20 protein-coding genes are annotated in these 23352 nt (G+C 61.2%); 12 read left to right on the plus strand and 8 right to left on the minus strand.

Annotated elements, in window-relative coordinates; all coding sequences use genetic code 11:
- Positions 1-18: 18 nt before the first annotated feature.
- The 9 genes from nuoN to LAC81_RS05170 all read left to right on the plus strand — a co-directional run bounded on the left by nuoN (position 19) and on the right by LAC81_RS05170 (position 10359).
- Entirely contained in the window at positions 19-1461 is a 1443-nt protein-coding gene (nuoN, locus tag LAC81_RS05130; protein WP_113536954.1) for an NADH-quinone oxidoreductase subunit NuoN, read from the plus strand.
- A complete protein-coding gene (locus LAC81_RS05135; protein ID WP_223726971.1) occupies positions 1458-2225 on the plus strand; it encodes a biotin--[acetyl-CoA-carboxylase] ligase in 768 nt (255 codons plus the stop codon). The genes nuoN and LAC81_RS05135 overlap by 4 nt, the downstream gene beginning before the upstream one ends.
- Positions 2226-2251: 26 nt before the next feature.
- On the plus strand, positions 2252-3919 hold the full coding sequence (locus LAC81_RS05140) for a ribonuclease J (protein WP_223726972.1): 1668 nt from the start codon (positions 2252-2254) through the stop codon (positions 3917-3919).
- Between the two features lie 65 nt (positions 3920-3984).
- On the plus strand, positions 3985-4389 hold the full coding sequence (gene mce / locus LAC81_RS05145) for a methylmalonyl-CoA epimerase (protein ID WP_223726973.1): 405 nt from the start codon (positions 3985-3987) through the stop codon (positions 4387-4389).
- 127 nt (positions 4390-4516) lie between these two features.
- Positions 4517-4786: a DUF1467 family protein gene (locus LAC81_RS05150; protein WP_057252306.1), complete on the plus strand. Its 270-nt coding sequence runs from the start codon at positions 4517-4519 to the stop codon at positions 4784-4786.
- 752 nt (positions 4787-5538) lie between these two features.
- Entirely contained in the window at positions 5539-6867 is a 1329-nt protein-coding gene (proS, locus tag LAC81_RS05155) for a proline--tRNA ligase (protein WP_223726974.1), read from the plus strand.
- A 19-nt stretch (positions 6868-6886) separates the two neighbouring features.
- Positions 6887-8197 (plus strand): lipoprotein-releasing ABC transporter permease subunit, encoded by a 1311-nt coding sequence (locus LAC81_RS05160; RefSeq protein ID WP_223726975.1) that lies wholly within the window; start codon positions 6887-6889, stop codon positions 8195-8197.
- A gap of 16 nt (positions 8198-8213) precedes the next feature.
- Positions 8214-8900: an ABC transporter ATP-binding protein gene (locus LAC81_RS05165; RefSeq protein ID WP_113541559.1), complete on the plus strand. Its 687-nt coding sequence runs from the start codon at positions 8214-8216 to the stop codon at positions 8898-8900.
- Between the two features lie 148 nt (positions 8901-9048).
- Positions 9049-10359: a lipoprotein-releasing ABC transporter permease subunit gene (locus LAC81_RS05170; protein ID WP_223726976.1), complete on the plus strand. Its 1311-nt coding sequence runs from the start codon at positions 9049-9051 to the stop codon at positions 10357-10359.
- 188 nt (positions 10360-10547) lie between these two features.
- Here the strand turns inward: LAC81_RS05170 and LAC81_RS05175 are convergent, their stop codons facing one another.
- The gene (locus LAC81_RS05175) at positions 10548-11015 is read right to left on the minus strand and encodes a DUF5680 domain-containing protein (RefSeq protein ID WP_223726977.1); all 468 of its coding nucleotides are present in this window, start codon (positions 11013-11015) and stop codon (positions 10548-10550) included.
- A gap of 80 nt (positions 11016-11095) precedes the next feature.
- On the minus strand, positions 11096-11668 hold the full coding sequence (locus tag LAC81_RS05180) for an FG-GAP repeat protein (protein WP_223726978.1): 573 nt from the start codon (positions 11666-11668) through the stop codon (positions 11096-11098).
- Positions 11669-12082: 414 nt separating this feature from the next.
- Here LAC81_RS05180 and dnaE point away from each other — a divergent pair, with 414 nt between their 5' ends.
- The gene (gene dnaE, locus LAC81_RS05185) at positions 12083-15580 is read left to right on the plus strand and encodes a DNA polymerase III subunit alpha (protein ID WP_223726979.1); all 3498 of its coding nucleotides are present in this window, start codon (positions 12083-12085) and stop codon (positions 15578-15580) included.
- Between the two features lie 107 nt (positions 15581-15687).
- On the opposite strand, the gene LAC81_RS05190 is transcribed toward dnaE, so the two are convergent.
- The 4 genes from LAC81_RS05190 to LAC81_RS05205 form a co-directional block, all read right to left on the minus strand.
- Positions 15688-16920: a L,D-transpeptidase family protein gene (locus LAC81_RS05190; protein WP_223726980.1), complete on the minus strand. Its 1233-nt coding sequence runs from the start codon at positions 16918-16920 to the stop codon at positions 15688-15690.
- A 107-nt stretch (positions 16921-17027) separates the two neighbouring features.
- Positions 17028-18326 carry a DNA polymerase IV gene (locus tag LAC81_RS05195; protein ID WP_223726981.1) on the minus strand — a complete coding sequence of 433 codons (1299 nt, stop codon included), beginning with the start codon at positions 18324-18326 and terminating at the stop codon, positions 17028-17030.
- Positions 18327-18494: 168 nt separating this feature from the next.
- The gene (locus LAC81_RS05200) at positions 18495-19136 is read right to left on the minus strand and encodes a hypothetical protein (protein ID WP_223726982.1); all 642 of its coding nucleotides are present in this window, start codon (positions 19134-19136) and stop codon (positions 18495-18497) included.
- Between the two features lie 2 nt (positions 19137-19138).
- Positions 19139-19408: a DUF3572 domain-containing protein gene (locus LAC81_RS05205; protein ID WP_223726983.1), complete on the minus strand. Its 270-nt coding sequence runs from the start codon at positions 19406-19408 to the stop codon at positions 19139-19141.
- Between the two features lie 156 nt (positions 19409-19564).
- Here LAC81_RS05205 and LAC81_RS05210 point away from each other — a divergent pair, with 156 nt between their 5' ends.
- Together LAC81_RS05210 and LAC81_RS05215 are read left to right on the plus strand one after the other, a co-directional pair.
- Positions 19565-19936, plus strand: a complete 372-nt coding sequence (locus LAC81_RS05210) for a response regulator (protein WP_003537642.1) — start codon at positions 19565-19567, stop codon at positions 19934-19936.
- A gap of 17 nt (positions 19937-19953) precedes the next feature.
- On the plus strand, positions 19954-21321 hold the full coding sequence (locus LAC81_RS05215; protein WP_223726984.1) for a PleD family two-component system response regulator: 1368 nt from the start codon (positions 19954-19956) through the stop codon (positions 21319-21321).
- Between the two features lie 580 nt (positions 21322-21901).
- Here LAC81_RS05215 and rpmG read toward each other — a convergent pair.
- On the minus strand, positions 21902-22069 hold the full coding sequence (gene rpmG / locus LAC81_RS05220) for a 50S ribosomal protein L33 (RefSeq protein ID WP_034795357.1): 168 nt from the start codon (positions 22067-22069) through the stop codon (positions 21902-21904).
- A gap of 93 nt (positions 22070-22162) precedes the next feature.
- On the minus strand, positions 22163-23347 hold the full coding sequence (locus LAC81_RS05225) for an MFS transporter (RefSeq protein ID WP_223726985.1): 1185 nt from the start codon (positions 23345-23347) through the stop codon (positions 22163-22165).
- Positions 23348-23352: the final 5 nt, after the last annotated feature.

A 23352-nucleotide genomic window follows, 5' to 3' on the forward strand; every position in this document is an offset into this window, starting at 1 on the left:
CACAGGACGTGATTGGACATGACTGCTGAAACCCTCCTTGCAAGCCTGCAACTCTCGATCCCCGAGTTGATCCTCGCGGTCGGCGCAATGGCATTGCTGATGATCGGCGTGTTCGCCGGCGAAAAGTCGGCTTCGACCGTCACCGGCCTTGCGGTTGCGCTTCTGATCATCGCAGGCCTCTGGCTCGTGCTTAAGACCGGTGAAGGCTCGGCCTATGGCGGCGCCTTCCTCTCCGACCCCTTCGCCAAGTTCATGAAGGTGTTGGCATTGATCGGCTCGATCACCGCCCTGGTGATGACGGTCGGCCACGCGCGATCCGCCCAGATCGACCGTTTCGAGTTCCCGGTGCTTCTGGTGCTGGCAACGCTCGGCATGCTGCTGATGATCTCGGCCAACGACCTGATCTCGCTCTACCTGTCGCTGGAATTGCAGTCGCTGGCGCTTTATGTCGTCGCCGCCATCAACCGCGACAGCGTGCGTTCGACCGAAGCCGGCCTCAAGTACTTCGTGCTCGGTGCGCTTTCCTCAGGCATGCTGCTCTATGGCATGTCGCTGATCTACGGTTTCACGGGCCACACCGGCTTTACCCAGATCGCGGCTGCGCTGACGGCGGAAGGCCGTTCGCTCGGCCTGATCTTCGGTCTCGTCTTCGTGCTCGCCGGTCTCGCGTTCAAGATTTCGGCCGTGCCGTTCCACATGTGGACGCCTGACGTTTACGAAGGTGCGCCGACGCCGGTCACCGCCTTCTTCGCGGCAGCACCGAAGGTCGCGGCCATGGCGATCCTGGTGCGTATCGTCATCAATGCGTTCGAGCCCGTCGTTGCCGATTGGCAGCAGATCATCGTCTTCATCTCGATTGCTTCGATGCTGCTCGGTTCCTTCGCGGCGATCGGTCAGCGCAACATCAAGCGCCTGATGGCCTATTCCTCGATCGGTCACATGGGTTACGCGCTGGTCGGCCTTGCTGCCGGCTCGATGGCAGGCGTTCGCGGCGTGCTGCTCTACATGCTCATCTATATGGTCATGACGCTCGGCACCTTTGCCTGCATCCTCGCGATGCGGCGCAAGGAAGGCGAGAACGTCGAGAACGTTGACGATCTCGCTGGCCTGTCGCAGACGAACCCCTTCATGGCGTGCGTGCTGACCGTCCTTATGTTCTCGCTCGCCGGCATCCCGCCGATGGCAGGTTTCTTCGGGAAGTACTTCGTCTTCATGGCGGCGATCGAAGCCCAGCTCTATGCCCTCGCCATCATCGGTGTTCTCGCATCCGTCGTTGGCGCCTACTACTATCTGCGCGTCATCAAGGTGATGTGGTTCGATGAAGCCAAGGGCGAGTTTGCCCGTACGGCCGGTGAACTGAAGCTGGTCTTCGGTCTCTCGGGCCTGTTCGTCCTCGGATACGTCCTGATCGGCGGCCCGCTTGGAAGCGCTGCCGAGGTTGCGGCGCGGACATTCTTTTGATCGGCCTTGAAAGCGGCGGCCGGATATCGCCAGACGATTTCCGGCACGTCGCTCTCGATACGGTCGGCTCGACAAACAGCGAATGCCTGGCGCGTGCGCGCCAGGGTGACCCGGGCAATCTCTGGGTCACGGCCGCCACGCAGACAGGCGGTCGCGGCCGTCGGGGCCGCGCCTGGGTCTCGGAACCCGGCAATCTCTATGCTTCGCTTCTCCTGATCGATCCGGCGCCGATCGAGCATCTGCATTCCTTGCCGCTTGCGGTTGCCGTCGCCGTGCACCGGGCAATCCGCCAGGTGATGCCGCCGGGTGCAGCCCCTGTCGAGATCAAGTGGCCAAACGACATCCTCATCGATGGCAAGAAGACCTGCGGCATTCTGCTCGAAGGTGAGGCGCTGACCGATGGGCGCCAGGCTTTGGTCATTGGCTGTGGCATCAACATTGCCGTCCAGCCGCACGAGGCCCTCTATCCCGTCACCTCGTTGAGGAGGGAGGGCGCCTCGGTTTCGCCGGACGAACTTTTCGCGCGGCTGTTCGTGACGATGGCGGAGACGTTGTCGTTGTGGGAGCGCGGCGCAGGCATTGCAACGACAATCGAGCAATGGCGGGCGGCCGCCCGCGGCATCGGTGAAACGATTACAGTGAACCTGCCGGACCGGTCGCTTTCGGGCCGCTTTGCCGGTATTGATGAGACCGGACGGTTGATGCTCGATACCGGGTCAGGCACGATGCAGGCGATTGCCGCCGGCGACGTATTTTTCGGATAATTCCTAGTATAAGGGCGCATTACAATATGGCGCAGGACGAAGAACTGGTGTTCTTGCCGCTTGGCGGCGTCGGTGAAATTGGCATGAACCTCGGCCTTTACGGCTACGGAAAGCCCGGTAACCGCCAGTGGATTATGGTCGATTGCGGCGTGACGTTTCCGGGACCGGAACTTCCGGGGGTGGATCTGGTGCTGGCCGATATCAGCTTCCTGGCGGAAGAGCGGCGCAATCTGAAGGGCATCATCATCACCCATGCCCATGAGGATCACTATGGCGGCCTGAACGATCTCTGGCCGGGTCTCAACGTTCCGGTCTATGCCTCGCCGTTCACGGCGGGCATGCTGGAGGCCAAGCGCGATTTCGAAAAGAGTCGCGGCGAGATCCCGGTGACGATCTTCAAGCAGGGCGACCGCATCAATGTCGGCCCGTTCGAGATCGAGGCCGTCGGCGTCAACCATTCGATCCCCGAGCCGATGTCGCTGATCATCCGCACGCCGGCCGGCACCGTCGTCCACACCGGCGACTGGAAGATCGACCTTCATCCGTCGCTCGGTCCGTTGACGGACGAGACGCGCTTCCGTCAGATCGGTGACGAAGGCGTGCTGGCGCTTGTTTGCGATTCCACAAATGCGATGCGCGACGGCGTTTCACCGTCGGAGCAGGAAGTGTCGGAAAGCCTGGCGAAAATCATCACCAATGCGGAAGGCCGGGTTGCGATCACGACCTTCTCATCAAATGTCGGGCGCATCCGCTCGATCGCCGAGGCTGCTGAGGAGGCGGGGCGTGACGTCCTGTTGCTCGGCAGTTCGATGCGACGCGTCGTCGCCGTCGCTCGGGACCTCGGGCTGATGGAAGGCATCAAGCCGTTTCTGGCTGAAGACGAGTTCGGCTACGTGCCGCGCGACAAGGTCGTCGTCATCCTGACCGGCAGTCAGGGCGAGCCGCGGGCCGCCCTTGCCAAGATCGCACGCGACGAGATGCGCAACGTCGCATTCTCCGCCGGCGATACGGTCGTTTTCTCCTCACGCACGATCCCGGGCAACGAGAAGGCGATCAACGACATCAAGAATGGCCTGGTTGAGCAGGGCATCCACATCATCACCGACAGTGAAGCACTGGTCCATGTGTCCGGTCACCCCCGCCGCACCGAACTGCAGCAGATGTACCAGTGGCTGCGCCCGCAGATCCTCGTTCCGGTTCATGGCGAAGCCGCCCATCTGACGGCCCATGCCGAGCTTGGCCAGCAATCGGGCATCGCCAGCGTCCCGCGCCTCCGCAACGGTGAAATGCTGCGCCTCGCACCGGGCCCGGCCGAGGTCATTGACGAAGCGCCGCACGGCCGCATCTACAAGGACGGCAACCTCATCGGCGATTTCGAGGAGATGGGCATCGGCGAGCGCCGCAAGCTCTCTTTCGCAGGGCACGTCGCCGTCAACGTCGTTCTCGACAGCCGTTACGATTTCCTCGGCGACCCGGATATCGTGGCGATCGGTCTGCCGGAGTTCGACGACGAGGGCGAGGATATGGAGGATACGCTCTATGACGCGATCCTCGGTGCGGTGGAAAGCATTCCGCGGGCAAAGCGCAAGGATCTCGCCATGCTGCAGGAAGCGGTCCGCCGTGCTGTTCGCAGCACAGCCAACCAGACCTGGGGCAAGAAGCCGATTGTAACGGTTTTTGTCACCAAGGTCTGATTGCCGGTCGTTTCGTGGCAATGTAAGCGGGACCGGTTGAGGTACGTCATAGCGGGAGGAACGCAATGCTCGGAAGAGTGAACCATATCGCCATCGCCGTGCCGGATCTTGGTTCTGCCACCGAAAGCTATCGCTCGACGCTGGGGGCGTCCGTGACCGAGCCGCAAGCGTTGCCGGAACACGGCGTAACAGTCGTGTTCGTCACGCTGGCCAACACCAAGGTTGAGCTATTGGAGCCGCTCGGCGAGAACTCGCCGATCGCCGCCTTCATGGCGAAGAACCCTTCGGGCGGCATGCACCACATCTGCTACGAAGTGGAAAACATCCTCGTCGCCCGCGACGCGCTGCGGGCGGCCGGAGCTCGCGTTCTTGGAGATGGCGAGCCGAAGATCGGTGCGCATGGCAAGCCGGTGCTTTTCCTGCACCCCAAGGATTTCCAGGGTACGCTGATCGAACTCGAAGAGGTGTGACAGTTGACCGCGCGATGGCTGTTTGTCTGATCGGGCAGGCGGCGTTATAAGGCGGACAGAATGTCGCGGAAGTCGCAACGAAATGGCCTTCGGTCGTTGCGTCGATTGCCTTCACCGGGAGCCGGATATGCCACTGTTTTCAACTTTTGCCATTTACTTCATCATCTGGTGGATCACGCTGTTTGCCGTCCTTCCGCTGGGAGTACGCACGCAGGCTGAGGAGAACAGCGTCGTCCCGGGAAGCGTCGAAAGCGCGCCGGCCAAGTTCAATGCGAAACGGGTCGTACTTTTGACCACGGCCATTGCGGCTGTCATTCAGCTCGCCTGGTACATCGTCTCCGTCAAGCTGGGCTACGGCATCGACTCCATCCCGCGGTTTTACCCGAAGTTTTATTGAGAATATCGCCCGAGCGGACGGACTGACCGGGCCGCAAAGCGGGTTGCAGAAATCTGAGGATCTCGAGGCGGATTTTCGGTGTCGCGATGATCGCCGGGGCTATGTTGCGGGAGGAACCAGGGCAATGGCAGGGTTGACCGCCGCCAAATTGACATAGTTCAATTTTTTGTACTGCTTCGTGCTTGAGAGGGTGTGGGAAAAGCAAAAAAAAACAAGGCTAAAAGCCTTGTTTTTCAAGTTTCGCGTGATCTTTCATCCGTTGCCGGCGGCAGCGACTAAGCGCGCCTAAGATCTTATCCTCCCAAGACTTGACCGCGAAAGTCGGCAAGAATTTAGTCTTCATGCCTGTTTTGTGAGCCGAAATTAGCCCAAACATTAAGCGCTGTCATCCTGTTTTTTTGCATTTTTGCTACACTCGGGTAAAATATTCCCGTTGACAATACCTGTCGTAATATTGTTACTAGCGTGCTCTTTTGACGCAGACTTTGCTCGTCTTATCCCCTCAAAATCAGTGGTTCCGATCTTTCCGGCATTGGCCTGAGAGTAGGGTTTTCTTCCGCCTGCGAAGCAGCTATGAACGCAAGGCTCATAAAGGTTCACGCTGGCAATGTCGGCGATGGATAATGGAGAGCTCGACCCCGCGAAGCAACGGTCGCCCTTGCCAGCCTACCGGCGAAGAAGGCACCTGAGCTCAACGTCATTTCGCCCGAATCCGCCGATAGTGCGACGTTCATCAAGTTCTGGAACCCGTCATGCGCCTGTCCCGCTTTTTCATGCCCATCCTGAAGGAAAATCCGAAGGAAGCGGAAATCGTTTCCCACCGCCTCATGCTCCGCACGGGCATGATCCGGCAGCAGTCCTCGGGCATCTATACCTGGCTGCCACTGGGCAAGCGGGTTCTCGACAAGGTCAATGCGATCATCCGCGAGGAACAGAACCGCTCGGGCGCAGTCGAACTGTTGATGCCGACGCTGCAGTCCGCCGAGCTCTGGCAGGAAAGCGGTCGCTACGACGCCTATGGCAAGGAAATGCTGCGCATCAAGGATCGTCAGGACCGGCCGATGCTTTACGGCCCGACCAATGAGGAAATGATCACGGACGTCTTCCGGTCCTACGTGAAGTCCTACCGTGACCTGCCGCTCAACCTGTACCACATCCAGCTGAAGTTCCGCGACGAGATCCGTCCGCGCTTCGGCACCATGCGTTCGCGCGAATTCCTGATGAAGGACGCCTATTCCTTCGACCTTGACCGGGAAGGGGCTGAACACGCTTACAACCGCATGTTCGCAGCCTATCTGCGTACCTTCGCGCGCATGGGCCTTCGCGCTATTCCGATGCGCGCCGACACGGGCCCGATCGGCGGCAACCTGAGCCACGAATTCATCATCCTCGCCGACACCGGCGAATCCGAAGTGTTCTGCCACAAGGACTTCCTCGGCTTCGACATTCCCGGCGAAGAAACCAATTTTGATGACGTCGCCGGTCTCAAGGCGATCTTCGACAAGTGGACCTCGCGTTACGCTGCGACATCGGAAATGCACGACGAGGCAGCCTTCAATGCTGTTGCCGAGGGCGACCGTCTGTCAGCGCGCGGGATCGAGGTCGGCCACATCTTCTACTTCGGCACCAAGTATTCCGAAGCCATGGGTGCCAAGGTGCTCGGCCCCGACGGCAAGGAGCATGCCGTGCACATGGGTTCCTACGGCATCGGCCCGACCCGCCTTGTGCCGGCGATCATCGAAGCCTCGCATGACGACAACGGCATCATCTGGCCGAAGTCGATCTCGCCGTTCGATGGCGTCATCATCAACATGAAGGCCGGCGATGCCGCTTGCGACAGCGCCTGCGAGACGCTCTACTCCGAACTCGGCAAGGCTGGATTCGATGCGTTGCTCGACGACACGGACGACCGCGCCGGTGCGAAATTCGCGACGGCGGACCTGATCGGAGTTCCGGTTCAGATTATCGTCGGTCCGCGTTCGATCGCCAACGGCGAGGTCGAGGTCAAGGATCGCAAGACCGGCGAGCGGGAAACGATGACCGTCGAAGCTGCGATCAACAAGCTGACCGCAAAGAAGTGATGAGGCGAGGGAAGGCAGGATGACCGCCGTGGTGCAAGATCAGGTGCAGGCCGCGGCGCGGCCTGAAAAGTCCTCCAGCCGTCCCTTTTCCGCTTTTGAGCGCATGGTCGCCTGGCGCTACCTGCGCTCCAGGCGCAAGGAGGCCTTCATCTCGGTGATCGCAGGCTTCTCCTTCATCGGCATCATGCTCGGCGTCGCGACGCTGATCATCGTCATGGCCGTGATGAACGGCTTCCGCACCGAGCTGATTTCCCGCATTCTCGGCATAAACGGCCACATGATCGTCCAGCCGATCGACGGGCCGCTCAACAATTACGCGGAGCTGGCGACCAAGTTCTCGGGCGTCAAGGGTGTCACCATGGCGATCCCGCTGGTCGAGGGCCAGGTTCTGGCCCAGGGCGTTGGCGACAGCTCGACCGGCGCGCTGGTGCGCGGCATCCGCGCCGACGATCTCGGCAAGATGAAGTCGGTCTCCGATCATATCCAGTCTGGCGACATGGTCGGCTTTGCCTCGGGCTCCGGTGTCGCGATCGGCTCGCGCATGGCCGAGCAACTCGGCATCCGCGTCGGCGGCACGATCACGCTGACCTCGCCCAATGGCGACGTGACGCCGCTCGGCATGAATCCGCGCGTCAAGGCCTACACCGTCTCGGCTATCTACGAGATCGGCATGTCGGAATACGATTCGACGATCATCTTCATGCCGCTTGAAGAAGCGCAGCTCTTCTTCAATGCCGAGGGGCTTGCGCAGTCGATCGAGATCTTCGTCGAGCACCCCGATGTCGTCGACGAACTGCGCCAGCCGATCGAGGATGCCGCAGGCCGGCAGATCTTCATCACCGACTGGCGTGACCGCAACAAGACCTTCTTCTCGGCGCTCGAGGTCGAGCGCAACGTGATGTTCATGATCCTGACGCTGATCGTGCTGGTCGCGGCGCTGAACATCATTTCCGGCCTGATCATGCTGGTGAAGGACAAGGGCAGCGATATCGCTATCCTGAGAACGATGGGCGCAACCTCAGGCTCGGTGATGCGCATCTTCTTCATGACGGGTGCTGCGATCGGTGTTGCCGGAACGGTGGCCGGCGTGGCGCTCGGCGTCGTCGTCTGCCTCAACATTGAATCCATCCGGCAGTTCTTCTCCTGGATCTCCGGAACCACTCTTTTCAGCCCCGAGCTCTACTTCCTGAGCCAACTCCCGGCCGACATGAATGCGGATGAGACTGCTCTCGTCATCGTCATGGCGCTCACCCTTTCCTTCCTCGCCACGATCTTTCCGGCCTGGCGCGCCTCGCGCCTCGATCCGGTGCAGGCCCTGCGTTACGAATGACAAGGACATCAACTGAATGAATGCGCGCGTGGCACTGCAGCTTACCGGCGTTGAGCGACACTACGGAGAGGGCGAGACCTTTCTATCCATCCTCAAGGGTGCGGATTTCACGTTGAGAAGCGGCGAGACGGTTGCGCTGGTAGCACCCTCGGGAACCGGCAAGTCGACGCTTCTTCATGTCGCCGGGTTGCTGGAGCGCCCGGACGGTGGCGAGGTGCTGGTCAATGGCGTCTCCTGTGGCGGCCTCAACGACGATCGGCGCACGGCCATCCGCCGCAACGAGATCGGTTTCGTTTATCAGTTCCACCACTTGCTTCCCGAATTCACGGCGCTTGAGAACATCATGATGCCGCAGCTGATTGCTGGCTTGGCCAAGGCCGAGGCCGCCGACCGCGCAAGGGCGCTGCTCGACTACATGCGCATCGGCCACCGCGCCGATCACCGCCCGGCGGAACTCTCCGGCGGCGAGCAGCAGCGCGTCGCGATCGCGCGTGCCGTCGCCAATGCGCCGCTGGTGCTGCTTGCCGACGAGCCGACGGGCAATCTCGATCCGGAAACCGCCGGCTACGTCTTCGAGGCGCTGGAGGCACTGGCGCGCCAGTCGGGCCTCGCGGCCCTGATCGCCACGCACAATCATGAACTCGCCGGGCTGATGGATCGGCGTGTGACGATCGAGGACGGCAAGGTCGTAGAGATGAAGTGATGATGCGGCCGCGGACGTGATGACCACGCGCCGCCGCTGTCAGTCTGCCTTTCGGTCTCTCGTCCTGAACCCTAGCCGCCCTTGATGACCGTCGAAGCTGCGATCAACAAGCTGACCGCAAAGAAGTGATGAGGCGAGGGAAGGCAGGATGACCGCCGTGGTGCAAGATCAGGTGCAGGCCGCGGCGCGGCCTGAAAAGTCCTCCAGCCGTCCCTTTTCCGCTTTTGAGCGCATGGTCGCCTGGCGCTACCTGCGCTCCAGGCGCAAGGAGGCCTTCATCTCGGTGATCGCAGGCTTCTCCTTCATCGGCATCATGCTCGGCGTCGCGACGCTGATCATCGTCATGGCCGTGATGAACGGCTTCCGCACCGAGCTGATTTCCCGCATTCTCGGCATAAACGGCCACATGATCGTCCAGCCGATCGACGGGCCGCTCAACAATTACGCGGAGCTGGCGACCAAGTTCTCGGGCGTCAAGGGTGTCACCATGGCGATCCCGCTGGTCGAGGGCCAGGTTCTGGCCCAGGGCGTTGGCGACAGCTCGACCGGCGCGCTGGTGCGCGGCATCCGCGCCGACGATCTCGGCAAGATGAAGTCGGTCTCCGATCATATCCAGTCTGGCGACATGGTCGGCTTTGCCTCGGGCTCCGGTGTCGCGATCGGCTCGCGCATGGCCGAGCAGCTCGGTATCCGCGTCGGCGGCACGATCACGCTGACCTCGCCCAATGGCGACGTGACGCCGCTCGGCATGAACCCGCGTGTCAAGGCCTACACCGTCTCGGCTATCTACGAGATCGGCATGTCGGAATACGATTCGACGATCATCTTCATGCCGCTTGAAGAAGCGCAGCTCTTCTTCAATGCCGAGGGGCTTGCGCAGTCGATCGAGATCTTCGTCGAGCACCCCGATGTCGTCGACGAACTGCGCCAGCCGATCGAGGATGCCGCAGGCCGGCAGATCTTCATCACCGACTGGCGCGACCGCAACAAGACCTTCTTTTCGACACTCGAGGTCCAGCGCAACGTGATGTTCATCATCCTGACGCTGATCGTACTGGTCGCGGCGCTGAACATCATTTCCGGCCTGATCATGCTGGTGAAGGACAAGGGCAGCGATATCGCTATCCTCAGAACGATGGGCGCAACCTCAGGCTCGGTGATGCGCATCTTCTTCATGACGGGTGCTGCGATCGGTGTTGCCGGAACGGTGGCCGGCGTGGCGCTCGGCGTCGTCGTCTGCCTCAACATCGAATCCATCCGGCAGTTCTTCTCCTGGATCTCCGGAACCACTCTTTTCAGCCCCGAGCTCTACTTCCTGAGCCAACTCCCGGCCGACATGAATGCGGATGAGACTGCTCTCGTCATCGTCATGGCGCTCACCCTTTCCTTCCTCGCCACGATCTTTCCGGCCTGGCGCGCCTCGCGCCTCGATCCGGTGCAGGCCCTGCGTTACGATTGACGAGGATGTCTCTTAAATGAATGCGCGTAGGGCCTCAACGATTGCCGTCGTCGCCGGCCATCCTCGTCGCTGGCCCCCAAAGCGCGTCGCCTTCAGATTTGCTCGTTTCGCTCTTGGTTATCGATATCTCGCACGTCTTTATCGCAAAACCGCTGCGCACTTTTGCGCCACATGCTTTAGGTGTTGCCTCAACACCTGATCAGGCCGCCGCGATAGTCGAGCTCATAGGCTTCCTCGCCGTCGACGAAGATGACCTCGTGACCGGAAAAATGTTCCGTGAGACCGCAGCTGCTGTCGATGTAGTAGCCGTGGGCATGGCGAAACTGCATGCCGCCGAGAAAGTGCCGCTTCTCCCGATACATCGCCTGCAGGGCAGCCTTGATCACCTGTCCCGCTTTTGCTCCGTCGATGAGTTCAGGGCGGATGATGCGACCGAAATAGTTCATCGCCCAGTAGGGCTCATCCCCCCGCCAGACGGTCTCCTGTCCGGCAAAGTCGCTCCCACCGAAGTAGCTGTCGAGATAGCGCCAGCGATCCCGCTCGTAACCGATGTCGTGTGAGCCCGGGCGCGACGACGGTCGCGGCGTGCCGCCGCCTACATAGGCCCGTGATTTTGCCTCGACGATGAAGTCCGTGAGTTGTTCGAGCGACGTCATGATCGCTCCTCGTATGTTCTTTGTCGAGGATGCACGGATCCGCGAAAGCTGTAAAGAACAAATAGGGAACGATCTCCCGGCTATTGAATGCCGCAAGCCTTCTGGCCGCGGTCGTCGCTCCAGTCCTTGAGAAGGACGAGTTCGCCTTTGACGGAAATGGCCTTGTCCCTAGCTCTGCCTTTGCCGGTCAGCACATTGAGGTCGCATTGCGAAGTGTTGTCGGGATCGAGGGTGTCATAGGATGAGTAGGTGTAGCCGGCGACCACGAACTCGAAATTGCGGTAGGCAACCGTCAGTTTCTGTTCCCAGCGGTCGCGCCCGATGGCGTCGTTGTGGCTGGTGGCAACCAGCGAGCCATTCGGCAGTGCCTCGATAGAAGGCGCCTGTCCCGAAACATCGAACTGCCCCCAGACCTTGTTCGGGATCGACGACTTCAGCGCCAGCGCGCCATTGTCGCCTGCGAGGTAGATATAGACGCCGTTGTCGTCGTCGCTGCCCTCTGCGGGCCGCACGATCAGCGCGAGATCCGTATCCCCGTCCTTGTCCCAGTCGCCGGTTGCGGCGGAGACAATACGTGCGGGATCGATCGTTTCCGTCGCCGACGCGGCACTGGGAAGCAGCATAAGCAACGGCAGAATCAGGCGTGCAGACATGTTGGAGCGCTCCGCTTGGTTGTTCCTCTCAATATGCGCGCATGGCGCTTTCCTCAAGCGGCTTCCCGGCTATTAACCGGCATTCGCCGGCCGTGTTAACCATCGTGAACAGAACGCCTGTGCATCGCTTGACGAGTGAACAAAAATGGAACAAAGTAAAAACATAACGGAAAAGGAGCCATGTTATGACTGATTTTGTTCGTGACCTCGCCGCCTTCGCTTCGATGAGCCTGTTCATCGCAAGCATCTCTTTCATCGCACTCGGCCTCTGAGGAGCGCCGCTATTTTCTCTCACGCGCCTCCCGAATTTCGCCCCCTGGATTGAATAAGGGGGACGACGTGTCAGGTGAAACTGGACATGTCGGATGATAAACGGGATATCCTGCCGTCCAGACAGGAATCAGGGTGCGAATAATGGCAGATGACGGCAAAGCAGCATCGAGCGAAGCGCTTGGTACGGACCCGCAGTTTGTGCATCTGCGTGTCCACTCGGCTTTCTCTCTGCTCGAAGGTGCGCTGCCGCTGAAGAAGGTCATCGGCAAGGCGGTTGCCGATAATCAGCCGGCGATCGGGATAGCAGATACCAACAATCTCTTTGCCGCGCTCGAGTTTTCCCAGAAAGCAGCCGGCGACGGACTGCAGCCGATCACCGGCTGTCAGCTTTCCATCGACATGGAAGATGGGGTGGATGGCGAACGGCGCGGCCACGCGCACCAGCTCGCAAAGCTCCCCGCAATCGTCCTGATCGCCGCGACCGATGACGGCTATACGCGGCTCGTTGACTTGGTAAGCCGAGCCTATCTCAGCGGTGAGGGCAGCCAGGCGACCCGTATCATGCGCTCGTGGCTTGCCGAATGCGGTACGGATGGGCTGATTGCGCTGACAGGTGCATCAGGCGGTCCGGTGGATCTGGCCCTGAAGGCGGGCGCGACAGCACTGGCGGAAGCCCGCCTTGAAGCCCTGCACGATCTCTTTGGCGATCGCCTCTATATCGAGCTGCAGCGGCACGGAGGCTACGACCGGCGCCATGAGAGCCGGATGATCGACCTTGCCTACAAGTTCGACATTCCGCTGGTTGCCACCAACGAAGCCTTCTTCCCGTCGCCGTCCGACTACGATGCGCATGATGCCCTGATGGCGGTCGCGCACAATGCGATGGTTTCGGATGACAGCCGTTTCCGCCTGACACCGGATCACTACCTCAAGAGCCGCAAGGAAATGGCGGCGCTGTTTGCGGATCTGCCCGAAGCGCTGGAAAACACCGTCGAAATCGCGCGGCGCTGCTCCTTCATGCTGAAGACCCGTGGGCCGATCCTGCCACGCTTTACTGGTGCCACGGCCGATCCGCAGGAGGCCGAACGCGCCGAGGCCGACGAGCTGCGTCGCCAGGCGGAGGAGGGGCTCGAAGAACGTCTGGCCAGGCTCGGCATGGCGCCCGGCTACAGCGAAGAGGAATATCGCGAACGCCTGGCCTTCGAGCTCAGCGTTATCGAGCGCATGAAGTTCCCCGGCTACTTCCTGATCGTTGCCGACTTCATCAAATGGGCGAAGCAGCACGATATCCCCGTCGGACCGGGCCGTGGTTCGGGTGCAGGCTCGCTGGTCGCCTATGCGCTGACGATCACCGACGTCGATCCGATGCGCTTCTCGCTGCTGTTCGAACGCTTCCTCAATCCTGAGCGCGTCTCGATGCCCGACTTCGACATCGACTTCTGCCAGGACCGGCGCGAAGAAGTGATCCGCTACGTGCAGCGCAAGTATGGCCGCGAGCAGGTGGCGCAGATCATCACCTTCGGTTCGCTGCAGGCGCGCGCCGCACTGCGCGACGTTGGCCGCGTGCTCGAAATGCCATACGGCCAGGTCGACAAGATCTGCAAGCTGGTGCCGAACAATCCCGCCAACCCGACACCGCTCTCCAAGGCGATCGAGGAAGAGCCGCGCCTGCAGGAGGAAGCCGAGAAGGAACCGGTCGTTGCCCGCCTTCTCGATATCGCCCAGAAGATCGAGGGTCTCTACCGTCACGCCTCGACCCACGCCGCCGGTATCGTGATCGGCGACCGTCCGCTGTCGCAGCTCGTGCCGATGTATCGAGACCCGCGCTCCGACATGCCGGTCACCCAGTTCAACATGAAGTGGGTGGAGCAGGCGGGTCTCGTCAAGTTCGACTTCCTCGGCCTGAAGACGCTGACCGTGTTGAAGGTCGCCGTCGATTTCGTGAAGCAGCGCGGCATCGAGGTCGACCTCGCGAGCATTCCACTCGACGATCTGAAGACCTACGAAATGCTGTCGCGCGGCGAGACCGTCGGCGTGTTCCAGGTGGAAAGTGCCGGCATGCGCAAGGCGCTGATCGGCATGCGGCCCGACTGCATCGAGGACATCATCGCGCTGGTGGCGCTCTACCGCCCCGGGCCGATGGAGAACATTCCCGTCTACAATGCCCGCAAGCATGGCGAGGAAGAAGTCGAATCGATCCATCCGAAGATCGACCATCTGCTCAAGGAAACGCAGGGCGTTATCGTCTACCAGGAGCAGGTGATGCAGATCGCCCAGGTGCTCTCGGGTTATTCGCTCGGCGAGGCCGATCTTCTGCGCCGCGCCATGGGCAAAAAGATCAAGGAGGAGATGGACAAGCAACGCGCCCGCTTCGTCGACGGTGCTGTCAAGAACGAGGTGTCGAAGCCGCAGGCTGACCTGATTTTCGACCTTCTCGCCAAGTTCGCCAACTACGGCTTCAACAAGTCGCACGCGGCGGCCTACGCGATCGTCTCCTACCAGACCGCCTATATGAAGGCGCACTACCCGGTAGAGTTCCTGGCCGCGTCGATGACGCTCGACATGTCCAACACCGAAAAGGTCAACGACTTCCGTCAGGATGCGAAGCGCCTGGGCATTGAGGTGATCGCGCCGTCGGTGCAGACCTCATTCCGGCATTTCCAAACGGGCGAAAGCCGCATCTATTACTCGCTGGCGGCGATCAAGGGTGTGGGCGAATCAGCGGTCGAGCACATCGTCGAGGTTCGCGGCGACAGAACCTTTGCAAGCCTCGAAGATTTCTGCCTGAGGATCGACCCCAAACTTCTCAACCGCCGCGTCTTTGAAAGTCTGATCGCCGCCGGCGCGTTCGACTGCTTCGGCTATGACCGGGCCGAACTGGTCGGTGGGCTCGACCGCATCCTCGGCTTCGCGCAACGTGCGCAAGAGAACAAGACGAGCGGGCAGAGCGACATGTTCGGTGCGGGTGCCGCAACGGGTCCGGAACGCATCGCGCTCCCGACCTATACGCCTTGGCTTGCTTCGGAAAAGCTGCATCGTGAGTTCCAGGTGCTGGGCTTTTATCTCTCCGCCCATCCGCTCGACACCTACAATGCGCTGCTTGCCAAGATGCGGGTGCAGACCTTCGGCGATTTCGCCGGTGCGGTGAAGAAGGGCGCGACCGCCGGTAGGCTCGCCGGCACCGTGACCTCGAAGCAGGAGCGCAAGACGCGTACCGGCAACAAGATGGGCATCATCGCCTTTTCGGATTCTTCCGGTCAGTTCGAGGCGGTGCTGTTCTCCGAAATGCTGCACCAGTATCGTGACCTCCTGGAACCGGGAAAATCGCTTGTGATGACCGTTGCCGCAGAGGAGCGGCCGGAAGGTATCGGTCTGCGCATCCAGACCCTGCGCTCGTTGGAGGAAGAATCGCTGCAGCTGCAGAAGGCGCTGCGCGTCTATGTGCGCGATTCCGGCCCGCTGAAATCGATCGCATCGCACCTCAACACCAGGGGCGATGGTCTCGTCTCCTTCGTCGTCATCAAGGACAATGGTCAGCGCGAGATCGAGGTAGAACTGAGCGAGAAGTTCCGGATTTCGCCGGAGATCGCCGCGGCGCTGCGCTCCGCCCCAGGTGTGGTCGACGTCGAACTGGTTTGATCGGAAATAAATCTCCGCTCGATTGGAGTGGAGGGACGATGCCTGCGTTCCCTGGAAGTCAGCCGGGGAGCGGAAACCGCGATGCGCTTTCCTGCTGTCGCTCCTGTTCAGTCGCCGGGGCGCGATCGCGTGACGGTGATGAAATCGGTGCCCTGTCCAGTTTCCAGCCCGCTTTCCGTGTCGGCGATCGAAAGCGACGATCCTTCGGCCAGCAGTTCTTCCACCCGCTCGCGAACATCGTTGGATATCGTCATCCGCGCGAGCGTGCGCTGTATGCCGTTATAGGCGAACGGATCGGCCTCCATGGAAATGCCGAGGCGCTTCTTCATCGAGTTGGGCAGGTGGTTTTCAAGCGAAACGCCGAACCACTTGCCTTCGGCGCCCTGTTCTTCGTTGTGGCGAAACTGCAGGAAATGCGTCCCGAGAGCCTCTTCCGGCTTGTCGATCGTAAGGCCTGCCTCGAAGAGCGGCTTGAACCCTTGCCGCACGAGGATCTTGCCGTTCTGTGGGGGCGTGCGGCCAGCCTTGCGCAGGAGCTTGTCGGTCAACACTGGCGTCAGCTTGCCGTCGCTCTCGAGACCTTCGCTCGTCTGGAAGGCGCGGAGCGCTGCGATCGTTGCCGGACCTGCATGGCCGTCGATCGTGCCCGGCGCGTATCCGAGGAGCTCCAGCGACATCTGGATCTCGCGCATCGTATCCCGCGTGTCGCTGCGCGTGATGAGGATACGGATCGGTTCCGCCATGGAGTTGGTAGTCGCGGCCGCTCCGCCCGTCGGCTCGGTCATGGCAACTTCGACCGGCGCATCGCCGGCCTGGCTGATCGCCGGTCTGAGCGGCACATCGGAGAGCGGCGGCTGGAGATCGATCGGGGCCGGTCGAAAGAGGAGCGCGCTTTTGACCTCCGTGGGCGTGATCTGCCGATCCGAGATCAACACATGCACGCCGCGCTCGGTCATCTTGTAGAGAGAGGCGGCAAAGGCGCTCGGCAGACGCACGCAGCCGTGCGATGCGGGGTAATCGGGTACGTGGTTGGAGCCGTGCAGCGCGATACCCGACCAGGTGAGACGCTGCATGAAGGGCATCGGCGCATTCGAATAGATGTTCGATTTATGGTGACGCCGCTTCTCCAGGATCGAGAAGATACCGGTCGGGGTCGCGTGGCCGGCCTTCCCGGTCGACACGGGTGATGTCGCAATCACGGCGTCGCCGTCATAGACGACGAGCGATTGCTGGTCTTTCGAGACGATGATCTGTAGCGGCCCGCGACTGCCTGCAAACCCGGTGGCCGGTGACAAAAGCAGAGCAACGACGCTGGCGGTGAGAGCGAAACGCGATACCATACACTCAACCCGACACGTGACTTGGCGAACGAGCCTATCCGGCAATCTTTAAGGAATTCATCCAGATCGCGTATGGACCGGATCAAGGTTGCGTGATCGCGGTGTGTCTACGTCGAGGGGTCACGTTTCCGGTTGCCGAAGGTATAGCCGGTCTCGACTGTGGCCTTTCCGAACTTGTCGCGCAGCCTGTTCATGGCGTCTTCGGCCGCTGCCCGGCGGGTCGCAGCCGGATCGACGAGATCGGGCGGGTCTGCAAGGTCCGGGGCCGAGAGATCGCTGACGCCGATGCCGATCAGCCGATACTTCGTGCCGTCAGCCTCTTTCTCCAGGAGCTGCAGTCCCGTGCGGAAAATGCGGTCGGCGAGCCGGGTGGGGCTGTCCAGGCGCCGGTTGCGGGTGCGGATCTTGAAGTCGGCCGTCTTCAGTTTCAAGACGACGGTCTGGCCGGCAAGCTCCGACTTTCGCAGCCGATGAGCCACCTGCTCGCTGAGACGCCTGAGATGCACGACAAGGTCGTCATAGCGCGCGATGTCGTCGTTGAAGGTCGTCTCTGCTGAAACGCTCTTGGCTTCCCCGTCGATTTCCACCGCCCGCTCGTCGAGCCCGCGCGACAGGCGAAAGAGCCGCTGCCCCATGGTGCCGTAGCGGCGCATGAGGTCGGCTTCCTCCATGGTCTGCAATTGCCCGATCGTGCGCACGCCGTCGCGCTCCAGCGTGGCGGCAAAGGCTTTGCCGACGCCCCAGATCATGGTGACCGGTTTCTCCTTCAGAAACGCCAGCGCCTCGGCCTGACCGATGACGGAAAAGCCGCGCGGTTTCTGCAGGTCGGAGGCGACCTTGGCGAGGAACTTGCAATAGGAGAGGCCAACGGACACGGTGATGCCGATCTCCTGCTCGACGCGTCGAGCGAAGCGCGCGAGCGTGCGTGCCGGCGGATCGTGATGCAGGCGCTCGGTGCCCTTGAGCTCAAGAAAGGCCTCGTCAATCGACAGCGGCTGGACCAGCGGCGTCAACTCCTGCATGAGCGTCCGCACCTCGCGGCCGACGCGCGCATATTTCTCCATGTTCGGCTTGATGACCACGGCCTGCGGGCAAGCCTCCAGCGCCTTGAACATCGGCATTGCCGAGCGTACGCCGTGGATGCGAGCAATGTAGCAGGCGGTGGACACCACGCCGCGCTTGCCACCGCCAATGATCACCGGCTTGTCGGCCAGTTCCGGATCGTCGCGTTTCTCGATCGAAGCATAGAAGGCGTCACAATCGATATGCGCCAAGGTCAGATCGTAGAGTTCGCTGTGGCGCAGCAGGCGCGGGCTGCCGCAGGCCGCGCAGCGCCGTACGCTCGCAGCCTGTTCCTTGAGGCAGTCGCGGCAGAAGCCTGGAGATTGAGCAGCGCTGTCGGGCATATCGGGAACAAATATTGAACATCGCGACCTTACGCTCTACGCTAGCGAGTCTCAAGGGAGGCCCGGTTGGAAAACACACCGCAATTATCGCCGTTGGCAGAGATCGCCGGTTGGGCTTCGAGCCGTGCCGGTGCGAGTGGCTTTTGGGCGACGATTGATCGACGCGGGCTAGCCCCCAAGATGTGCGCGAATGGCCGCCGCCGCTTCTGGCCAGTCGGCCACGGCGCAGATGCCGGCGTCCGGTTTTGGGGCGAGCGCGCGAAACTCCGCGTTAACCATCAGGTTGATCAGCAGGCAGGACGGCGCGTGGTGTTGGACCGACTGCAGGTTGCGAAGAATGTCATCTATGAAGACCAGCGGAACCGAGCGTCCGCCGTGCAGCTTTTGGACGATCGGTCCCTTCGGTTCCTCCGAGGCAAGCAGCGGGTAGGGAAGGCCAAGTCGGTCGAGCAGGGCACGGCGGACCGCGGCATGATGCGGTGGCATGGCTGTCAGGAAAACGATATCCGCGTCCTGCGACAGAGCGGCCAACGTGTCGGCGACCCGTTCGGCTGGTGTCTGCCAGCGATCCTGCGACCCGTAGAACGAATCGAGCAGCGCCTTGACCTCCGGCTCGGCCAACGGTCGTTCGCTTGCAAGATCGACGATGTTGCCGGTCAGGCGAAAGGACCGGGGCAGCAAAGCGTGGCCGCAGCTTTCGAGGAAGGCTTTGAACGGATTGATGAATTCGAGCACGACTTCATCTATGTCGCTGACGATCAGCGGGCGCTCTTGAAGCCGGATGCGCTCGTCTATGGCCGCGCCTGGCACGCTCAATCCTCAAAACCCGCATGGCCCGACAGCGCCGCATGGGCGCGCACGACATCCTCCGGCGCCGTGCCGGTCGCCTGGCAGAATGCCATCAGCGTCGGCTCGTGGTCCATGAGAAAAGCGATGAGGCCACCCATGAAGCCGGGCTCGGCGATGGCATTGCGCAAGGCGGTAGGGTCGGTGCCTGTCAGCGCCAGGAAACGAGACAGAAGCTCCGGCTCGCCGGCGAGCCAGGCAAGGATGTCGATGGCGATTTCGTCAGCGCTCTTCAATGCTTCGTTCCTGTGTGGTTTTTACGTGCGGAGTTACCTATTTTTCAACCAAATCGGCCTATCTCTGAAGCTGAGGAAATGGGTCGAGTCGTCGACTCTGCAAGTTAAATGTCCTGAGGCGACTTGCAAGGTGACGATGGACAGCAAGGGATCGACATGCCCAAACAGGTAATGATTGTTGAGGACAACGAGCTGAACATGAAGCTGTTCCGCGACCTGATTGAGGCTTCCGGCTATGCGACGATCCAGACGCGCAACGGCATGGAGGCGCTTGAGCTCGCGCGCAAGCATCGACCGGATCTCATCCTGATGGATATTCAGCTACCGGAAGTATCCGGCCTGGAAGTGACGAAATGGCTGAAGGAAGACGATGAATTGCACGTCATCCCGGTCATCGCCGTCACGGCATTTGCAATGAAGGGAGATGAGGAGCGGATCCGCCAGGGCGGATGCGAAGCCTATGTTTCCAAACCGATTTCCGTACCGAAGTTCATTGAAACGATCAAAACCTACCTGGGCGATGCCTGAGCGGCGGGAAAATTGATATGACTGCGCGTATTCTTGTCGTTGATGATGTTCCTGCAAATGTGAAGTTGCTCGAAGCCCGGCTGCTCGCCGAGTATTTCGATGTGCTGACAGCCAATGACGGGTACGCGGCGTTGGCGCTTTGCGAGAAGACGCCCATCGATCTCGTTCTTCTCGACATCATGATGCCGGGTCTCGATGGCTTCGAGGTCTGCGAACGGCTGAAGGCGAATCCGCGCACGGCGCATATTCCTGTCGTCATGGTGACGGCGCTCGACCAGCCGTCGGATCGCGTGCGCGGGCTGAAGGCGGGCGCCGACGACTTTCTGACCAAGCCTGTCAACGATCTGCAACTGATGTCGCGTGTGAAGAGCCTGGTTCGGCTGAAGAATGTCAGCGATGAATTGCGCTTGCGTGCCCAGACGGCACAGACCATCGGCCTAGAAGATGTCGGCCGTGCGGACCGTCCGGACGAGCCGGGCAATGTCCTGTTGGTCGACGGCCGTGGCTCGTCGCAGGAACGGCTGCAGCGTGCGCTCAAGCCGATCGCCGATGTCTCTGTGATTTCCGATCCGCAGGCAGCGCTCTTCGAAGCCGCTGAAAACAACTTCGACCTGGTCATCGTCAATGCAAATTTCGACGACTACGATCCGCTGCGGCTGTGCTCGCAGCTGCGCTCGCTGGAGCGGACACGCTTTATCCCGATCCTGCTGATTGCGGAGCAGGGCAGCGACGAGATGGTGGTGCGCGCGCTTGATCTCGGCGTGACCGACTATCTGATGCGTCCGGTCGATCCCAACGAGCTGATAGCCCGCTCGATGACCCAGATCCGCCGCAAGCATTGCAATGACAGGCTGCGCGCGAGTGTGCAGCAGACCATCGAGCTTGCCGTCACCGATGGCCTGACCGGCCTCCACAACCGTCGCTATTTCGACACCCATCTAAAACTGCTGATGGACCGGGCCACGGCGCGCGGCCGGCCGCTGTCCATCTGCATGACGGATATCGATCGCTTCAAACAGGTCAACGATACCTACGGCCATGATGCCGGCGACGAAGTGCTGCGTGAGTTCGCCAACCGCATTCGCACGACGGTGCGCGGGGCCGACCTTGCCTGCCGCTTCGGCGGCGAGGAATTCGTCGTCGTGATGCCGGACACGTCGGCCGAAATGGCAGCGGGCGTCGCCGAGCGTTTGCGCATCATAATCGAAAGCCTGCCGTTCCCTGTCCCGCAGGCCGATGGCGTCCTGAAGGTCACGGCGTCGATGGGAATAGCAACGTTGAGGCCGGATGCCGATAGCGCCGAGGCCCTGTTGAAGCGCGCGGATACGGCGCTCTATCAAGCCAAGCATGAAGGCCGCAACCGTGTGGTGGCCGCTGCCGCCTGAGCATTTGGCGGTCCAATCCCGCCGCTCCATACCCCGTGATATTCGTGCGCCACCTCTTGCGGGTTGCATTTAAAGTTGTATTCTCGCCGCAGCCGATGCTACCGGGGAGTTTGGGTAGCCGCGGCGCCCATGCGTGTGCCTGTCTTAGACTGATACAGAATTAACCATGCGCTTAGCGGCACCGCTTCGCGCATTAAGAATTCGTTGATTTTTTTCCATTTTCAGGTGATGCTGATGAACAAGTAGGCATCGCCTCCTAACAATTTGCTTACCCCATGATGCTCAGGTCCGCCGCATCTCCTGGGTCGTGGGGTCGGTCGGTTGGCTTTTGACCTCTGCGGAATCCTCGTGCCGCAGTCAGGGGCCAGCCGACCCCCTTTTCGTAAGCGCCGTCCCAGCCTGGGGCGGCGTTTTGCTTTTGTGGCGAACGGGCGCGGGGGCGCCAGATGGCGCGCCGTCCAGGCATCGTTTCACTGCCGCCGAGACCACCGAGGGCCTCGTTGCGAAACTCAAGCATCCAAAAGGAAAGGGCGCCTGACCTTGCGGTCGACGCCCTTCAATCCCCGAGAAACGGTCGATCTTACTTGATCTTGGTTTCCTTGAATTCGACGTGCTTCTTGACGACCGGGTCGTACTTGGTCTTGGTCATCTTTTCCGTCATCGTACGGCTGTTCTTGGTCGTGACGTAGAAGAAACCCGTGTCGGCTGTCGAAAGCAGCTTGATCTTGATGGTGGTGGCTTTTGCCATGGTCGTCCTGCCTTTGTAACAATGAAAGCCGTGGACAACCGGTTGCGGGCCACGGGCAAGGTTGGCGCGAAACTACAAATCGCGGCCGAAAAGTCAAGACCGTTTTGGATTCAAAACGATCCTGACCACCGAAAGCGCGACATAGAGCCCGAAAAAGCCGGCGATTGCCCAAGCGAATCCGTTGTTGCCGGTGACGTCCATCGCAGCCCCGATGACCTGCGGCCCGGCGACCGTACCAACTGCGTAGGAGAACACGAAGGCAGCGTTGGCGGCCGCAAGATCCGCGCCCTGCAGGCGGGAGCCCAGGTGGCTGAGGCCCACGGTGTAGAGTCCGGAAACGCAACCGCCCCAGAAGAGGAGTACGACCGCCATCAGGAACCAGCTTTCGGCAAGCATCGGCAGGCAGAGCGCGCCGATCAGGCCGACCACCGTCATCGCTGAAAGCAGCGCGCGCCGATCCTTCACCCGGTCGGACAGCATGCCGAGCGGAATCTGGAAGATGAAGTTGCCGATTCCCATCACTGTCAGCAACAGCGCGGCCTGTGATTCGGTAAAGCCGGACCGGGTACCAAACACGGGAAACAGTGAAAGACCGCCCGATTCGACGGCGCCGAAGATGAAGACGGCGGCCGTTGCTGTCGGCACGAGGTAGACGTAGCGCAGGAAGTGCCGCTCGGGCTTCTCGTCGATGACAGGGCTCTCGTCGCGCGCGAGGAAGATCGGCACGGCCGCAAGCAGGATCACGCCTGCGCCAACGACGAAGGGCAGGATGCCCTCGCTGCCGAGGATGGAGAAGAGCAGGGGGCCCGTCGCGAAGCCGAGCGAGAGCACCGTGCCGTAGATGCCAAGCACGAACCCGCGCTTGCTCGGTGGTGCGGTGGCGTTGATCCAGAACTCCGAGAGGATGAAGAGCACGGTGATCGCGCCATGGAAGACCACGCGCAGCGGAAACCAGAGCCAGAAGTTGGTAATGTAATAGAAGCCGAAGGAGCTGATGGCGGCGACCAGAACGGCCCATAGCATCGTCGGTGCGACCCCGTGGCGATGGGCGAATTTGGTCGTGAGCGGCGCGGCAGCCATCGAGGCGAGGCCGGCCATTGCCGAATTGAGCCCGATGAGCGTCGAGGATATCCCACGCTTCTCCATGATGATGGAGAGCAGCGGCAGGCCGAGGCCGATGGCGATGCCAACCGCGCTGATCGCGGCAACGGCGGCGATCAGCGACCGCCAGTGAATTTCCTCAACCGGTGCGGCTGTACCGGGCGACGGCTGTGACATGCGAC

Origin of the sequence: Ensifer adhaerens (assembly GCF_020035535.1) — a bacterium.
GTDB lineage: Bacteria > Pseudomonadota > Alphaproteobacteria > Rhizobiales > Rhizobiaceae > Ensifer.

What these genes read in the sequence shown, in the direction of transcription:
- nuoN (WP_113536954.1), top strand. Translation starts at nt 19, where the DNA reads ATGACTGCTGAAACCCTCCTTGCAAGCCTGCAACTCTCGATCCCCGAG.
- LAC81_RS05140 (WP_223726972.1), top strand. Translation starts at nt 2,252, where the DNA reads ATGGCGCAGGACGAAGAACTGGTGTTCTTGCCGCTTGGCGGCGTCGGT.
- mce (WP_223726973.1), top strand. Translation starts at nt 3,985, where the DNA reads ATGCTCGGAAGAGTGAACCATATCGCCATCGCCGTGCCGGATCTTGGT.
- LAC81_RS05150 (WP_057252306.1), top strand. Translation starts at nt 4,517, where the DNA reads ATGCCACTGTTTTCAACTTTTGCCATTTACTTCATCATCTGGTGGATC.
- proS (WP_223726974.1), top strand. Translation starts at nt 5,539, where the DNA reads ATGCGCCTGTCCCGCTTTTTCATGCCCATCCTGAAGGAAAATCCGAAG.
- LAC81_RS05160 (WP_223726975.1), top strand. Translation starts at nt 6,887, where the DNA reads ATGACCGCCGTGGTGCAAGATCAGGTGCAGGCCGCGGCGCGGCCTGAA.
- LAC81_RS05165 (WP_113541559.1), top strand. Translation starts at nt 8,214, where the DNA reads ATGAATGCGCGCGTGGCACTGCAGCTTACCGGCGTTGAGCGACACTAC.
- LAC81_RS05170 (WP_223726976.1), top strand. Translation starts at nt 9,049, where the DNA reads ATGACCGCCGTGGTGCAAGATCAGGTGCAGGCCGCGGCGCGGCCTGAA.
- LAC81_RS05175 (WP_223726977.1), bottom strand. Translation starts at nt 11,015, where the DNA reads ATGACGTCGCTCGAACAACTCACGGACTTCATCGTCGAGGCAAAATCA.
- LAC81_RS05180 (WP_223726978.1), bottom strand. Translation starts at nt 11,668, where the DNA reads ATGTCTGCACGCCTGATTCTGCCGTTGCTTATGCTGCTTCCCAGTGCC.
- dnaE (WP_223726979.1), top strand. Translation starts at nt 12,083, where the DNA reads ATGGCAGATGACGGCAAAGCAGCATCGAGCGAAGCGCTTGGTACGGAC.
- LAC81_RS05190 (WP_223726980.1), bottom strand. Translation starts at nt 16,920, where the DNA reads ATGGTATCGCGTTTCGCTCTCACCGCCAGCGTCGTTGCTCTGCTTTTG.
- LAC81_RS05195 (WP_223726981.1), bottom strand. Translation starts at nt 18,326, where the DNA reads ATGCCCGACAGCGCTGCTCAATCTCCAGGCTTCTGCCGCGACTGCCTC.
- LAC81_RS05210 (WP_003537642.1), top strand. Translation starts at nt 19,565, where the DNA reads ATGCCCAAACAGGTAATGATTGTTGAGGACAACGAGCTGAACATGAAG.
- LAC81_RS05215 (WP_223726984.1), top strand. Translation starts at nt 19,954, where the DNA reads ATGACTGCGCGTATTCTTGTCGTTGATGATGTTCCTGCAAATGTGAAG.
- rpmG (WP_034795357.1), bottom strand. Translation starts at nt 22,069, where the DNA reads ATGGCAAAAGCCACCACCATCAAGATCAAGCTGCTTTCGACAGCCGAC.
- LAC81_RS05225 (WP_223726985.1), bottom strand. Translation starts at nt 23,347, where the DNA reads ATGTCACAGCCGTCGCCCGGTACAGCCGCACCGGTTGAGGAAATTCAC.